A 14,326-nucleotide genomic window follows, 5' to 3' on the forward strand; every position below is an offset into this window, starting at 1 on the left:
TTCAGGGCTGGGACACGGTGGCCTCGGTTCTGGCCTCGGACTCGGCAAGGGTCTGGGTCTCGGGAAGGGGGGGCATGGAGGGCACGACCACCACGCCCCCCTCAGCTCTCCCCAGTTTGACCCGTCGCTGGCCGGCGGCCACGGGGCCGGCAAGCACGGTGGCGGGTTGCTCGGCGGCCTCGGCCTCGGTCATGGGGCCGGGAACGGCCTCGGCCATGGTGGTGGCCTCGGCCTCGGCCACGGCGGCGGCCTCGGTCACGGCGACGGCTTCGGGCTGGGTCATGGCGGTCACGGACTTGGTGACGGCCACGGTCATGGCGGCCACGGTCTCGGTCATGGTGGCTTGCACGACAAGCTGGGCGGCCTGAAGGGCCTCGGCCACGGTGCCCTCGGTCACCTGAACGGGATGCATCCGAGCAACAAGGTTCGATATTTTGTCGGAGCGGGAGGGCCGGTCCCCCTGACCCCGGGATACGTGCCTTACATCAACGTGACCCGATCTCCGCGAGACTTCTTCGCGTTCCCGCCTTACCTGAACCGGGCGCTTGACTACTAAGCCCGCCTTCCGGGATTGAACGGATCAAGAACCGCCCGGCCCCTGATCGGGCCGGGCGGCCTTGCCGTCGGCCGGAATCCAAGGACGATCGCGGGCGAACCCTTCGCACGGAGGCGAACACAGATGAAATCGTACGCCACGATACCGCTGGCGGTCCTGGCGGCGTTCAGTTTGCTGACGTCCCTGGCACATGCTCAGGCGGACGGCCCGGCCGTCCCCGATGTCCGGGAACGGAGCGGCCTGTTCACCCGCATCGTCCCCATCGAGCCGAATCTCCCGGTCGACCGGAAGCGTGACACCTTCTTCAACTCGAAGTGGATGCCCCGCAACCCGGCCTTCTGGGGCCGCGGCCCCAACTCCTGGAAAGACGGCGGCCTCTATGGCCGGGTCTTGCCCGCCGGGTGCACGTCCTGCCGCACCCCGTACTTCCGGGGGGTGCCTGGCGACCAGACGGTCGACGCGACCTGCGAGCCGTTCAACCACGTGGAACGGGTCTTCGGCAATTTCATCAAACCGTTCAAGCCGGTCGACGTCTATTACTCGGGCGGCTGCTACGTGCCGGTCTACGACCTCGACCCGATGGTCCCCGGGCCGGGATGGTTCCCCTGGTGGGTCCCCGACTTCGCGAACAAGCACATCGGCGGCTGACGATCCCGGGCCGACGGTCTTGACCTGAGCACCCTGCCTTGTCTCGTGCGGGCGTGGGGCGCGTTCTCCGGATCAACGGAGAGCGTGCCCCACGCCCGTTTCGCATGGATGTGCCCGACTGGCCCGCTACGCTCCTCTCACGAAGGACGCCCACCCCCTTCGGATTCCGGAACGCGGCTTGCACTGCCCTGACCCCTCGGAACGCGGTCGGATCACCCGACCGCAACACCCGACGCTTGCGTCGTCGGTCTGGAGCGTCCAGGAGGACATCAACCATGGCAGGCGAGCCGACCCCGACCCCGAACACCGACATGACTCCCGAAGCCTTGCGCAAGGCCAAGGGGGATTTCGATCCCTCGAAGCTCTCCCAGGAGGGCCAGCAACACGGGACCCCCGAGGCCCAGGGCGAGCATCAGCCTTCGGCCGCCGAGCTGGCCGAGCAGCAACGTCGCGATGAGAAGGGCGCCGACGGCGAGACCCGGACTCGTGACGACCGCCTCGTCACCGCGGGCCGAGGCCATCACACGGCCGGCCGCCTGGGTGGCGTCAAGTAACCTCGACGGGGCGATCGGTTCCGGCCGATTCCGGTCGCCACCGGTCCGGGTGCGAGCAGCACGCGACGGGTCCCGGCATTTCGCCGCACCCGATGGCGCTCGTCCCCGGGCGAATCGATCAGTCGAAGTCAGGCCGAGGATGCGTCGTCATCGAGCGCCGCTCGGGGCAGCCGCAATCCGGCACGGGGAGCGATCGCGGGAACGGGGCTTTCCCGATCGGACCCCGATTGAGCGATCGAAACTCCGTCGGGCCGTCTCACGCGATCTCAATGCTGAGGCCGTCTCCGGGGGCGAGCCGATCAATTTCCATCATTTCCACCCGTTACGACCGACAGAGCAGTACCACCCAGGGAGCGACCGTCTGATGGCATCCAAGACCCCGCTGAACGAGCCGACCCCGCCCTTCAAGCCCCAAACGCAGGACGCTCCCGGCCTGGATGCCGAGATGAGCCCGCGCCCCAGACATTCGGCCGAGGCGTACAAGCCCGCCGGGAAGCTGACCGATCAGGTGGCCCTGATCACCGGCGGCGATTCCGGCATCGGGGCCGCCGTGGCCATCCTCTTCGCTCGCGAAGGGGCCGACGTGGCGATCGTCTACCTGCCGGAGGAACAACGAGACGCCGACCACGTCCGCCAGCATGTCGAAGAAGTCGGCCGTCGATGCCTCTGCATCCCCGGCGACCTGAAAGACTCCTCCACGTGCAAGGACGCCGTGGAGCAGACCGTCCGCGAATTCGGCAAGCTCGACATCCTCGTCAACAATGCCGCCTACATGCCCAAGCGGGCGTCGATCGCCGACATCACCGACGACGACCTCGACAAGGTCTTCCGGACCAACGTCTACTCGTACTTCTACATGGCCCGGGCCGCCCTCGAACACTTGAAACCAGGCGCGGCGATCATCAACACCGGGTCGGTCGCCGGCATGGAGGGTTCGAAGGCAATCCTCGATTACTCGGCCAGCAAGTCCGCCATCCACGCCTTCACCAAGGCGCTGGCCCAGATGCTCGTCGACCGCAACATCCGCGTGAATTGCGTGGCACCCGGGCCGGTCTGGACTCCCTTGAACGCCTCGGCCCGCGACGCCGACGAGATGGCCGAGTACGGCGGCAACGTGCCGATGGGGCGCCCCGGCCAGCCCGAGGAAATGGCCCCCGCTTACGTCTACTTCGCCTCGAACCCCGACAGCAGTTACATCACCGGCGAGGTCCTCTCGCTCTACGGCGGGACGACCCAGGCGGGCTGACCCGATCCCCATGTCCGCGCCTCGCCCGCCGTGACCCCCGGGCGCACCGGGGGGGACGGCGGGCGTGCCCCCCGCAACGCCGCTCAAGCGCCCCTCAGCGTCTCGCCGCCCACCACGCGATCCGGGAGTGTGACCACCATGGCGAATTCGACCGCCACCCGAGCCGAGCAGAAACGCGACTCGCGTCGAGCCGAAACGCTCCGGAATTTCAAGAAGCACGTCAACCTGACCGCCCGGCAGCTCGAACGGTGGCTCCAGACCGACCCCTCCCGATCCGCCGGCCGCCGTCGGTCCGGTGCGTCCGAATCCGTCGGCCACGAGTCGGGCCGGAAGATCGTCGACTTGCTCCGCAAAAAGTCGGGCGAATATGATGAGGACGACCTCGCTCACATGCGAAAAGTGGTCGGCTACATCAAACGGCATCTGAGTCAACGACCCGACGGCGACGTGACGGAGACCCGCTGGCGCCATTCGCTCATGAACTGGGGCCACGATCCGCTGAAGCGCTAAATGTGCGGGAACCCGTTGCGGTCGCTTGACATTCGACAGTCTCTTCCTCTAAGGTGCAGCCTCCATCGCCGCGCACAGGCCAGGTTGCGCGCCGCATGTTCACGTTCGACCCGGGCGCGCCGACCCTGTCGATCGGCCCCGCGCCCGAGGGTCTCCGCCGTCCCCGCGTGCTTGCCAGGTGGTCGCTCCCATGGACACCCCGATTCCCGTCGATCTGGGCCGGATTGCACAAGATCTGCAAATCCGACGACTTCAGGTCGAAAGCGTCGTTCAGTTGCTCGACGAGGGCAACACCGTCCCCTTCATCACCCGGTACCGCAAGGAGAAAACCGGGAACCTGGAGGAGACGGCCATTCGCGAGATCCAGCGTCGGGTCGCGCGACTCCGGGAATTGGCCGAACGCAAGCAGACGGTGCTGCGCTCGATCGAGGCCCAGGGGCGCCTCACCGAGGAACTGGCCGAGGCCATCAAGCGCGCCGACACCCCGCAGCGCCTCGAAGACCTCTACCTCCCCTTCAAGCCCAAGAAGCGCACGAAGGCCGGCGACGCCCGGGAGAAGGGGCTGGAACCCTTGGCGTTGCGCATCTGGAACCGCGACGAGACCCTGACCGACCTCCGATCCGCCGCCGAGGCCTACGTCGACCCCTCCAAGGGGGTCGATTCGGTCGAGCAGGTCATCGAAGGGGTCGGGCACATCCTGGCCGAATCCATTAGCGAGCTGGCCAACGTCCGCGACGCCGTCCGCCGCGTCGTCTGGCGTCTCGGCCGGGTCGTCACCCGCAAGGCCGACAACCTGCCCGACGGGCAGGGCACCAAGTACGCCGATTACTTCGAATATTCCGAGCCGGTCGGCCAGGTCCCCCCTCACCGCGTCCTGGCCATCAATCGCGGTGACAAGGAAGGCCCGCTCAAGGTCAAGATCGAGGTCCCCCGCGAGGATCTGGAGCGGACCATCCGCGCCCAGCTCCCGCTCGAGGACCACCCCCAGTCCGACGCGTTCACCAACGCCGCGATCGACGCGCTCGATCGCCTGCTCATGCCGAGCCTGGAGCGGGAAGTCCGCCGCGAGCTGACCGAGCGGGCCGAGCAGCACGCCGTCGAGGTCTTCGCCCGCAACCTGCGCAGCCTTTTGCTCCAGCCGCCGATCCCCAAGCAGACGGTCCTGGCCCTCGACCCCGGCTTCCGTACCGGATGCAAGGTCGTCGTGCTCGACCCGCTGGGCACGGTCAAGGAGCACGGCGTCATCTTCCTCATGCCCGCGCACCGCCGGGCCGAAGGCAAGCGTTACCTCAAGGATCTCGTCGCCCGCCACGAGGTCGAGGTCATCGCCATCGGCAACGGCACCGCCAGCCGAGAGACCGAGGAACTCATCGTCGAGGTCCTCGAAGAGGGGACCCGATTCCACGAGATGGCCCTGCGAGGCGAGGAGTACATCCCCCCGCCGCCCGACGTGCAGGACCTCCCCCCGCTTCAAGCCCCGGAGACCTTCGGCTCGGGCCTCGTCGAGCAAGCGGCGGCCGACGCCGACGCCGCCCGCCCGACCCCTAGCCCCGATGCCGAGGCCCCTCCGGCTCCCGCCGGGGCGTCGCCCGAACCGGCCGCCGCGTCAGAGCTCCCCTCCGAGGAACGCCCCGCCGCCCCCATCGCCGGCGACGTGCCCGAGAGTCCTGATCCCACCGCCCCCGGGCCGGCTCCCGAACTCCCGCACCCCGCGGTCTCCGAGGCTTCGCCTGTCGGGCCCGCCGGCACGAATTCCGAGAATGCGGACGCCACGCCGACCGATGGCTCGAACGCCAATGGCAACGCCGAGTCGCAGTCCGGCGACTCCGCCGCCGAAGCCGTCCCACCCATCCGCGGCGGTGCCCCGACCGACGACGAGCCCCGGCCCGAGCCCGACCCGCAGGATCCCCCTCCCGCCGGGCCGAAGCCCGACCTCCCTGCCGAGCCGGACCCCGGCGCCCCCCCCGCTCAACCGGAATCGGGAGGGGAGCACTCCTCGGTCGAGCATGAGGCCGAGCAGCCCGACCAGGCAACCAACGATCGCGTCCCCCCGCCGGAAGGGCCGGAGTCTTCGCAGTCGTTCTCGAACTTCTCCGGCACCGAGGCACCGACTGCAGGTCCTGGGGCATCTGCCCCGGTCCTCGATGGTCAGGGCTCCGCTGACGTCGGGGCGATGACCGAGGCCCCCGCCGGCGCCCCCGCCCAAGTGACCTCCAGCACTGAACCGGTCGCCGCCCCGGTCGCCGAGGCGTCCGACGCCGATCGACCGGCCCTCGATCACGCCCCGCAACCCGAGGCCGAGATCGCCCAGGCCGAACTCGGCGCGGGCGAGATCGAGGCGGCACCATTGTCGCCCGAGGCGCCTGATCCTTCGGCCATCCCCTCCGCCGAGGCGGCCGAAGGGCAGGGGGCCGAGGGGGCCGCGGCCTCGGCCGTGGTCGACCTGACGAAGCCCCCCGTCGGCAGCACCGGCAAGCCCAAGGGACAGCAGGCTTCCGGCAAGAAGCAGCGCGACCGCGACCAGCGTCCCAAGCCGAAGGGGCCGCCGCCGCCGCCGATGCCCCACGCGGCCGACCCGATCCTCGCCCGCCTCTCGTACGTCATCGTGAACGAGGCCGGGGCCAGCGTGTACTCGGCCAGCCCCGTCGGGAAGGAAGAGTTCCCGAACTACGACGCCACCACCCGGGGCACCGTCTCCATCGGCCGGCGGCTCCAGGACCCCCTGTCCGAGCTGGTCAAGATCGAGCCCCAGAACATCGGCGTCGGCCTCTACCAGCACGACGTCGGCACGAAGCAGCTCAAGGAATCGCTCGAATCGGTCATCGAGAGCTGCGTGAATTACGTCGGCGTCGATCTCAATTCGGCCAGCATCCCCTTGCTCCGGCACGTCTCGGGGCTCAATTCGCTGACCGCTCGCCGGCTCGTCGAGTTTCGGAGCCAGCACGGCCCGTTCGCTCGACGCGACCAGATCTTGCAGGTCGAGGGCATCGGCGATGCCACCTTCACCCAGGCCGCCGGCTTCCTCAAAATCCTCGAAGGGGAACATCCGCTCGACCGGACCTGGGTCCACCCCGAAAGCTATCCGGCGGCCGAGAAGCTCCTGGCCCGCCTCGGCTTCGAGCTGTCTGCCCTGCTCGACAAGGAACGGCTCGCCGCCCTCCAGGCTCGGTTGCTCGAACTGAAGGACAAGCCCGAGGAATTCGCCGCCATCGCCCAGGAGCTCGAACTCGGCGAGCCGACCCTCCTCGATATCCTCGAAGCCCTCGCCCGACCCGGCCGCGACCCCCGCGAAGACCTGCCCAAGCCCGTCTTCAAGAAGGGCTTCCTGAAGCTCGAAGACCTCCAGCCCGGCATGGAGCTTCGCGGCACCGTCCTGAATGTCGTGGACTTCGGCGCCTTCGTCGACATCGGCCTCAAGGACTCCGGCCTCGTCCACATCAGCCAGCTCGCCAACCGCTACGTCAAGAGCCCGCACGACGTGGTCAGCGTCGGGGACGTGGTCACCGTCTGGGTCCTCAGCGTCGACCAGGATCGCAAGAAGGTCTCGCTCACGATGGTGCCCCCCGGCACCGAACGCCCGAAGGGCCGCGGCCACGGCGACGGCGCCGAGGGTGAAGGGCGTCCCCCTCGCGGCCGAGGCCGAGGCCGAGGCCCCGGCCGCTCTCAGGACGCCCAGGGGCCTGGTCCCGAGGGTGCCGGCCCCTCCTCGGACGCCGGCGAACGCCGTCCCGGCTCCGGCCGCGTGCCTGGCCCTCCGATGCGAGCCCAGCAAGGTCAGCGCGGGCGAGGCGGCCCCGGCGGTCGCGGTGGCCCCGGTGGCGGGGCCGGCCGCTTCGGTCGCGGTGGCCCCGGTGGCGGTCGGGGTGGCCCCGGTGGCGGTCGGTCGGATCAAGGAGGATCGCCGCCTCCCCCTCGCCCGACCACCCCACGCAAGCCTGCCCCCCCTCCCGAGCCGCTCTCGCAGGATGCGATCAAGGGATCTGTACCCCTCCGATCGTTCGGCCAGCTCGCCCAGCTCTGGAAGGCCCGGGTCGAAGACGAACCTTCCGAGCAGCAGGGGGGAGAGGCCCAGCCCAACCCCTCGGCCCCTCAAGGCGAGTCGACCCCATCCCCCGACCAGGGTACGCCGGCTCCCCCCCCCTCGGACCAACAGGCCGAGGATCCCAAACCGGCCGAGTGAGTGCGACCATCGCCCTCCTCGGCGGGCCAGACCGGACGATCGCCTCCCGTCCTCCTCGCGGGTGTTCCGGGCGATCTTCCGGGCCGGCCCGACAGGTCGCCCTTGGCCGATCTCGCCCCGCGCATAAAATACTTCAAATCCATGGGCCGAATCGTCTGACGAGACGCTTCAAACGGTCGGTCCCCCTTGTGACTCGCATCCTGCAGAGCGACCGGTCCCCACCATGTGGCGATTCGCCTGGAAAAACCTGCTCACCCGCCCCCTGCGGACGATCCTGGCCCTCATCGGGCTCTCGATCCCCATCGTCGGCGTCCTGGGACTCTACAGCGTCTCCGGGGGCTTGAAAAATCTGGTGGACGACACCCTCAAGCAGATCCAGGGGGTCATCGTCCTGCGGGAGAACTCCCCCAGCCCGGTCTTCAGCAGCCTCGAAGCGGACTACGTCGAGCGGATCGCGCAGCTCCCCCACGTCCGCAGCGTCGCGCCCGAGGTCTGGGGCATCCCCCCCTCGGTGGAAGGCTCGAGCCTCATCGCCAAGGCCGCCGCCAGCGAACTGGTCGGGCGCATCCGCGGCGAGTCTCGCGAACAGCGCATGCAAGGCATGTTCGACGCCATCGTCCTCTCCGGCCAGGACATCCCCAGCCACGAGGGGCTCAACACGGCCGTCTTCGCCAAGGCCATGCTCCCGCCCGAGGAAGGCGGCGGCCGCTTCCTCAATCGCGGGGACATCGACGAGAACCGCGTCGTCATCAGCCGCAAGATCGCCAGGGACCTGTCCAACCCCGACGGCACCCCCAAGCAGGTCGGCCAGACGCTGACCATCGGCTCCGGAGACGAGGCCGAAGCCTTCGAGATCATCGGCATCTACGACACCGGCTCGATGTTCCTCGACGTGGTCATCATCACCGACATCAACGTCGCCCGACGCATCCTCAAGGAGCCCGAATCCAAGATCTCCTGCATCTATGTGGAGGCCGACGACCCCCGTCGGATGGATGAGGTCTCCGAGGCCATCGAGGCCGAGATCCCCAATATCGATGCCCGCAACATGGATGAATTCTCCCAGAATTTCACCCGATTGCTCGGCGACCTCGATACCTTCCTGCTCATGATCGTCAGCCTCGCGCTGCTCGTGGGTGTCGTCGGCATCGTCAACACCATGCTCATGAGCACCACCGAGCGCTTCGCCGAGTTCGGCGTCCTCCGCACCAACGGCTGGTCCCGGGGCGACGTGCTCCTGCTCGTCACTGCCGAGAGTGCCTACCTCGGCCTCTGGGCCGGCCTGATCGGTTGCGGACTGACGCTCGGCCTCGTCGCCATCGGCAACCAGTTCATCGGCGGCGGTTTGCAACTGATCATCGGCCCCGGCCTGATCGCCTTCGGCCTGGGCCTCTCGGTGGTCATGGGGGTCCTCGGCGGCCTCTATCCCGCCTGGAGGGCCTCCCGGCTCGTCCCCATGGATGCCATTCGACTGGGCGGGCATTGATCCGTCGGCCCCTCGGCCGGACGGCTTTCCCGAGCCGCCGGCCCGGCAGTTCGCCCCTCTCTCGCCCCTTGCGCCGCGATCCCGCCTCCCGCTTTTTGCTCCGACCGAGGCCCCCGCGATGATCGACGTGATCGACGTCACGAAAACCTACCGCCGCGGCGATCAACGCGTCGACGCCCTCCGAGGCGTGACCTGCCACATCCCGCGAGGCTCCTGCGCCTTCATCGTCGGGCCGTCGGGCTCGGGCAAGAGCACCTTGCTCTACCTGCTCGGCGCACTCGATCGCCCCGGCTCCGGGGCGATCCAGATCGAAGGGGCCGACCTGACGGCGATGTCCGAACCCGAGTTGAACCTCTACCGCCGCGACCATATCGGCTTCATCTTCCAGTCGTTCAACCTGATCAATAACCTCACGGCCCTGGAAAACGTCCTCATCCCCTTCCTCCCCCGCGGCATCACGGCCGAACAACGCTCCCGGGCCGAGGCCTTGCTCGCCGATGTCGGCCTCGGCGACCGCATGCACCATCGTCCCCGGCAGCTCTCCGGCGGCGAGCAGCAGCGAGTGGCGATCGCCCGGGCCCTCATCAAGAACCCCGTCCTCGTCCTCGCCGACGAGCCGACGGGCGAGCTCGACTCCAAGACCGGCGACGAGATCTACCGCATCCTCCGCCGTCTCCAGGCCGAGCAGGACACCACCCTCGTCGTCGTCACCCACGACCGCCGGTTCATCCGGCCCGACGACATCGTCCTCGAGATCCAGGACGGCCTGCTCCTCACCGACGACCAGCCGAAGGCCGACTCCCTCGCCCAGGCCCACTGATCAGCCTCACCCGCCGGCCCCCCGTTCCTCGGCCAAGGCCGTTCAGCGCGTGAGTCGGCGGATCAATTTTTCGTGCTGGGGGAACTCGCGCGCCAGCATTTCCCGATCGGCCAGTTCGAAATCGGCGAAGTCGAACCCCGGCGCCACGGTGCAGCCGACCAGGGCATATCCCCCCGGTTCGTCCACCGAGGCCCCGAACCAGGCACCCGCAGACACCACCGCCTGCGGCTCCTGCCCGGCCTCCAGGTCGAGCCCGACCCGGTGCGATTGATACGCCCCCCCGGGGTCGATCACATGCACCGTCAACGACGACCCCGCGTGGAAATTCCAGACCTCGTCCGACTTCATGCGGTGCAGCGATGAAAACGATTCCGCGGTGAGCAGGAAGTAGATGGACGTGGACGTCGATCGCGGCCCCGCGAACCGCCCCCCGACCGCCCCGGCCTCGATGGTGTCCTGGGCTCGATACGTCTCCCGGAAATACCCCCCCTCCGGGTGCGGTTGCAGGCCGAGCCGATCAATCCAGTATGTCGCATCCTTCATCGGTCGTCGCCTTTGGGAGGAAAGGTGATGTCTTGCTGCTCCAACCTTAGTCCATCGTGATCACGATTTTCCCGAAACCCTGGTTCGACTCCATGCGATCGGCGGCCTCCCGAATCCGATCGACCGGGAAGACGGCGTCCACGATCGGCCGGACCAGGCCCCGATCGAGCCAGGGGACCACCCGATCGGCAAACCGCCTCGTGGCGGCGATCTTCTCCTCGATGGGCCGCGCCCGCAGCGTCGTCCCCACGATCCGGGCCCGCTTGTTCAGCAGCGCGAGCAAGTCAACCTCCGCCTTCCTCCCCCCGAGGAGGCCCACCACCACCAAGCGCCCTCGTCGCGCCAACGCATCCAGGTTCTTCCCGAGATACGCCGCGCCGATATGATCAATGATGACGGGAACACCCTGACCTCCCGTCCGATCGCGAATCACCTCCGCGAAATCCTTGCTCGACGTGTCGATCCCCACATCAAGCCCATACTCCTTCGCCCGCTCCAGCTTGCTCGCGGTCCGGGCCGTTCCGAACGTCGGGCAGCCCATCGCATGGGCCAGCTGGACCGCGGCCGACCCGACCCCACCCCCGACCGCATGAATCAAGACGGCTTCGCCCGAGCATAATCCCGCCTGCTGATCGAGCGCATCGAACGCCGTCAGGAAGACCTCGGGCACGGCCGCGGCGTCCGCCCAATCGAGCCCCGCCGGGATCGGCACCGCCATCCGCTCGGGGAGGCAGACGTACTCCGCAAGCCCGCCGCCCCCGACGATCCCGAACACGCGGTCCCCCGGCTTCAACGGGCCGATCGCGTCCGGCCCCTTGGCCTCGACCTCCCCCGCGAACTCCAGGCCGGGAATCTCCGTCGGCTCGCCCGGGGGAGGGGGGTACAGCCCCCGGCTCTGCATCGTGTCGGCGCGGTTCAATCCCGAGGCCCGGACGCGGACCAGGATCCGGTCCCCCCGGACCTCGGGGCGCGGCACGTCCCGGACCTCCAGCGCTTCGGGGCCTCCGGCCCGGGCGATGACGACGGCTCGCATGGAGATCCTCACAGTTTCAGGTAGATCTCGTTCTTTTCCAGGTGACGGACCAGCACGTACGTGATTGCAAAGGCGACGCCGAACCCCGCTGCCGCGTACCACCCCGGCGCGTCACGCGGCACATACGGCTTGACTGCGGCGAACACGATCCCGTGCAGGATGTAGACCGCCAGCGCATTGCGACCGAACGTCCGAAACAGCGGCACGTTCATCGTCCCCAGGTCGCACAGCACCACGAACAGCGCGAACACCGCCATCGAGAACCCGGCCGCGAAGACCAGGTAACTGACGCTCCCGCTCCGCTGGCTCATCGTCCACAGGTTCGTCTCGATCTCGGGCGGGAAGAACGGCGGCGCCGCCCAGCCGATCGCCGGCTCGCCATCCGTCCCCTCGACACCCCCCAGGCTCGACAGGCCATAGCCGATCGCCATCAAGGCGATCCCCCACGCGACGAGCGGCCGAAGCGCCCCCCGAGGGCCCCGGGCCGCCATCAGGTCGTACGCGATCGACCCCATGATCATCGGCGCCGTCCAGCTCAAAAACCCGAGCTGCCCGCCGTCGATCACCGGCCGCTCCATCGCCCACTCGAAGAAAAACAGGTGCGAGAGCCAGAGGTGCAAGGCCGCCGATCCCGCCGCGTATGCCAGCCGAACCCCCGTCCCGGCCGCGATCACCGGCATGATCCAGATGGACGTGAGGGCGATATGGGTCAACGTCTGGAACCAGCTCCGCTGGAACGCCGTCGCGAAGAAGCCGGAGAACCCCAGCTCCTTCAGCTCCTCCCACGACTTCACGCTCCCATCGAGCGTGTAGACCAGGAAGCCGATGAGCATCAGGCCCAGGCAGCGAGCGAACACATGCCCATACGCCGCACCCTTTCCCTCGCGTCGGAGACGCTTCAAGAGCGTCAGCCGGTAGGCGTAGCCGACCGCGAAGAAGAACTGCGGCATGATCGTGTCGGCGTAGCTGCAATACGTGTTGTGGTGCTTGACCACGGGCAGGTTGTCCGCGATCCAGGCATAACTCCCGAGGAAGTTGACCACGAGCATCCCGGCCACGGTGTAGCCGCGGTACTGGTCGAGCGAGACGATGCGTTTCGCGGGCGGTTCGGTGCCGACCTGGACCTTCGCCGTCGCCATCAGTGGATCCTCCCGCCCGGCGGGACGTCGTCATCGACGCCGAGCAACACCGTCTTCCCTTCGGCGTCCGCGACGCCGAGCACCAAAACGTCGGACCGAAACCCGGCGACCCGCTTCGACCCCAGGTTGACCGCCGCGACCACGAGGCGGCCGACCAGGGTTCCGGGCCGGTATCGGGCCGTCAACTGGGCGCTCGTCGCCAGCTCGCCGAGCGGCCCGAAATCGATCCAGAGGCAAAAGGCCGGCGTCCGGGCCTTCGGGTTCGGCTCGGCCCGGACGACCCGGCCGACGCGCAGGTCGAGCGCCCCGAAGGCTTCGATCGGGTCGATCATCTCAGCGATCGTCCCCCGAGCCGTCTGCCGGGCGATTCCAGTAGATGCGGACGTTGTGCGTGGCCCGGCCCCCGGCGATCAGCTCGGGTCGGCCGTCGCCGTCCAGATCGGCGGCGATCGCGTCTTCGACCGCCACGCCACCCACGTCGATCGCGTGCCGATTGAACTCGATCGGCTCCGATCCCGGCACCGGATCATACACGTACAGCCCGGGGGCCGCCGGGTTGGCCGCCCCTTCCGGGTTCGGGTCGCGGTGGCCGATGATCAACTCCTGGTCGCCGTCGCCGTCCAGGTCGATCGTCCAGACCGCGTGCCCCCATGCCAAGGGCTCGTCGATCACGGTCCGGCGCCACAACTCGCCGTCGCGTTCGGGTTTCGCATAGACGGCCGCCTGGAATCCGTGCCACGGCTCGACCGTCGCGATGAACTCGCGACCGTCGGCCAGCCTGCCCGCCTTCACCTCGCTCGCCCCTTTGTGCGGGGCCGACTCCTGATTCCCCGACCCGAGCTTCACCCTGCTCCATTCCTCCCCTTCGCGGTCGAGCCGGAAGACCCCTTCCCAGGCCGCCACCACCAGCTCTTCGCGTCCGTCTCCGTCCCAGTCGAGCCCGACGAAGCCGTGCGTCGTGTGCAACGACTCGTCGGCCACCTCGACCGGCCACGGGTCGTTGGCCGGGTCCTCGGGGATCGAGTACACCAGGATGCGGACGCCGTTGCCTTCTCCCCAGTCAGGGCCGGAGGTCCCTCGCCCCTGGAGGGGCACGACGATCAGTTCCGGCTTCCCCTCGCCGTCCACGTTCGCCCATCGCATCCGGTGGACGGTCGGCTCCTGGCCGATCGGGATGAGGGTCCAGTCCTCCAGTGAATCCTGACGCGCCCAGTAGAGCGTGCCGCCCTCCGCGGTGTCGGTCGGCCTCCAGTCGGCCCCGAGGGCGAAATCAAGATCCCCGTCGCCGTCGATGTCGAGCGCCGCGAAGCAGACGTTGTCCCTCCTCGTCCCCGCGGCCGCCTGGCTGGCCCCCTTGAGGATGTCGTGCCGCTCCCAGGTCGGGTTCTCGTACCAAACGATCGCGTCCTCGGTCAGGGCACACACGTCCCCCTTGCCGTCACCGTTCACGTCGGCCACGGTCAGCGAATAGACGACGTTGCCGGCATGCGGATCGATCTCCTGCATGTCGAACCGGGGGAACGGCTCATCGGCCGTACCGGTCGCGGAGATCGTCAGCAGACATGCCAGGGCGGAGCAGGGGAGGATTCGTCTCATGAGAAACTCTCGATC

Annotated in this window: 13 protein-coding genes; 7 read left to right on the forward strand and 6 right to left on the reverse strand. The window is 68.5% G+C overall.

Annotation, left to right across the window (positions count from 1 at the left end; all coding sequences use genetic code 11):
• Position 1: 1 nt before the first annotated feature.
• Positions 2–412 carry a hypothetical protein gene (locus AB1L88_RS17045; protein ID WP_367097881.1) on the reverse strand — a complete coding sequence of 137 codons (411 nt, stop codon included), beginning with the start codon at positions 410–412 and terminating at the stop codon, positions 2–4.
• 267 nt (positions 413–679) lie between these two features.
• Between AB1L88_RS17045 and AB1L88_RS17050 the strand changes: the two genes are divergently transcribed.
• From AB1L88_RS17050 to AB1L88_RS17080, 7 genes are all read left to right on the forward strand, one after another.
• Positions 680–1,204, forward strand: a complete 525-nt coding sequence (locus AB1L88_RS17050; RefSeq protein WP_367097882.1) for a hypothetical protein — start codon at positions 680–682, stop codon at positions 1,202–1,204.
• Positions 1,205–1,479: 275 nt separating this feature from the next.
• Complete coding sequence (locus AB1L88_RS17055) at positions 1,480–1,758, forward strand: hypothetical protein (protein WP_367097883.1); 279 nt, start codon at positions 1,480–1,482, stop codon at positions 1,756–1,758.
• A 364-nt stretch (positions 1,759–2,122) separates the two neighbouring features.
• Complete coding sequence (locus AB1L88_RS17060; RefSeq protein ID WP_367097884.1) at positions 2,123–3,004, forward strand: SDR family oxidoreductase; 882 nt, start codon at positions 2,123–2,125, stop codon at positions 3,002–3,004.
• A 138-nt stretch (positions 3,005–3,142) separates the two neighbouring features.
• Positions 3,143–3,514, forward strand: coding sequence for a DUF3140 domain-containing protein (locus AB1L88_RS17065; protein WP_367097885.1), 372 nt, complete (start codon positions 3,143–3,145; stop codon positions 3,512–3,514).
• 190 nt (positions 3,515–3,704) lie between these two features.
• Complete coding sequence (locus AB1L88_RS17070) at positions 3,705–7,694, forward strand: Tex-like N-terminal domain-containing protein (protein ID WP_367097886.1); 3,990 nt, start codon at positions 3,705–3,707, stop codon at positions 7,692–7,694.
• A 223-nt stretch (positions 7,695–7,917) separates the two neighbouring features.
• Positions 7,918–9,180 carry an ABC transporter permease gene (locus AB1L88_RS17075; RefSeq protein ID WP_367097887.1) on the forward strand — a complete coding sequence of 421 codons (1,263 nt, stop codon included), beginning with the start codon at positions 7,918–7,920 and terminating at the stop codon, positions 9,178–9,180.
• A 118-nt stretch (positions 9,181–9,298) separates the two neighbouring features.
• Entirely contained in the window at positions 9,299–10,000 is a 702-nt protein-coding gene (locus AB1L88_RS17080) for an ABC transporter ATP-binding protein (RefSeq protein ID WP_367097888.1), read from the forward strand.
• 42 nt (positions 10,001–10,042) lie between these two features.
• On the opposite strand, the gene AB1L88_RS17085 is transcribed toward AB1L88_RS17080, so the two are convergent.
• From AB1L88_RS17085 to AB1L88_RS17105, 5 genes are read right to left on the reverse strand one after another with little or no spacing between them, the layout of a single operon-like run.
• Positions 10,043–10,543 (reverse strand): cupin domain-containing protein, encoded by a 501-nt coding sequence (locus AB1L88_RS17085; protein ID WP_367097889.1) that lies wholly within the window; start codon positions 10,541–10,543, stop codon positions 10,043–10,045.
• 46 nt (positions 10,544–10,589) lie between these two features.
• A complete protein-coding gene (locus tag AB1L88_RS17090) occupies positions 10,590–11,576 on the reverse strand; it encodes an NAD(P)H-quinone oxidoreductase (protein WP_367097890.1) in 987 nt (328 codons plus the stop codon).
• Between the two features lie 8 nt (positions 11,577–11,584).
• Positions 11,585–12,715 (reverse strand): acyltransferase family protein, encoded by a 1,131-nt coding sequence (locus AB1L88_RS17095; protein ID WP_367097891.1) that lies wholly within the window; start codon positions 12,713–12,715, stop codon positions 11,585–11,587.
• Positions 12,715–13,044 carry a tRNA-binding protein gene (locus tag AB1L88_RS17100; protein ID WP_367097935.1) on the reverse strand — a complete coding sequence of 110 codons (330 nt, stop codon included), beginning with the start codon at positions 13,042–13,044 and terminating at the stop codon, positions 12,715–12,717. Before AB1L88_RS17100 ends, AB1L88_RS17095 begins: the two co-directional genes overlap by 1 nt.
• 4 nt (positions 13,045–13,048) lie before the next feature.
• Positions 13,049–14,311 carry a VCBS repeat-containing protein gene (locus AB1L88_RS17105; protein WP_367097892.1) on the reverse strand — a complete coding sequence of 421 codons (1,263 nt, stop codon included), beginning with the start codon at positions 14,309–14,311 and terminating at the stop codon, positions 13,049–13,051.
• Positions 14,312–14,326 lie beyond the last annotated feature (15 nt).

The sequence above is a fragment of the Tautonia sp. JC769 genome, assembly GCF_040717455.1.
In the GTDB taxonomy this organism is placed as follows: domain Bacteria; phylum Planctomycetota; class Planctomycetia; order Isosphaerales; family Isosphaeraceae; genus Tautonia.

Excerpts from the sequence above, each read along its gene's own strand:
- AB1L88_RS17055 (WP_367097883.1), top strand. The coding sequence starts at position 1,480 with ATGGCAGGCGAGCCGACCCCGACCCCGAACACCGACATGACTCCCGAA.
- AB1L88_RS17105 (WP_367097892.1), bottom strand. The coding sequence starts at position 14,311 with ATGAGACGAATCCTCCCCTGCTCCGCCCTGGCATGTCTGCTGACGATC.
- AB1L88_RS17075 (WP_367097887.1), top strand. The coding sequence starts at position 7,918 with ATGTGGCGATTCGCCTGGAAAAACCTGCTCACCCGCCCCCTGCGGACG.
- AB1L88_RS17080 (WP_367097888.1), top strand. The coding sequence starts at position 9,299 with ATGATCGACGTGATCGACGTCACGAAAACCTACCGCCGCGGCGATCAA.
- AB1L88_RS17065 (WP_367097885.1), top strand. The coding sequence starts at position 3,143 with ATGGCGAATTCGACCGCCACCCGAGCCGAGCAGAAACGCGACTCGCGT.
- AB1L88_RS17050 (WP_367097882.1), top strand. The coding sequence starts at position 680 with ATGAAATCGTACGCCACGATACCGCTGGCGGTCCTGGCGGCGTTCAGT.
- AB1L88_RS17090 (WP_367097890.1), bottom strand. The coding sequence starts at position 11,576 with ATGCGAGCCGTCGTCATCGCCCGGGCCGGAGGCCCCGAAGCGCTGGAG.
- AB1L88_RS17085 (WP_367097889.1), bottom strand. The coding sequence starts at position 10,543 with ATGAAGGATGCGACATACTGGATTGATCGGCTCGGCCTGCAACCGCAC.
- AB1L88_RS17095 (WP_367097891.1), bottom strand. The coding sequence starts at position 12,715 with ATGGCGACGGCGAAGGTCCAGGTCGGCACCGAACCGCCCGCGAAACGC.
- AB1L88_RS17070 (WP_367097886.1), top strand. The coding sequence starts at position 3,705 with ATGGACACCCCGATTCCCGTCGATCTGGGCCGGATTGCACAAGATCTG.
- AB1L88_RS17060 (WP_367097884.1), top strand. The coding sequence starts at position 2,123 with ATGGCATCCAAGACCCCGCTGAACGAGCCGACCCCGCCCTTCAAGCCC.
- AB1L88_RS17045 (WP_367097881.1), bottom strand. The coding sequence starts at position 412 with ATGCATCCCGTTCAGGTGACCGAGGGCACCGTGGCCGAGGCCCTTCAG.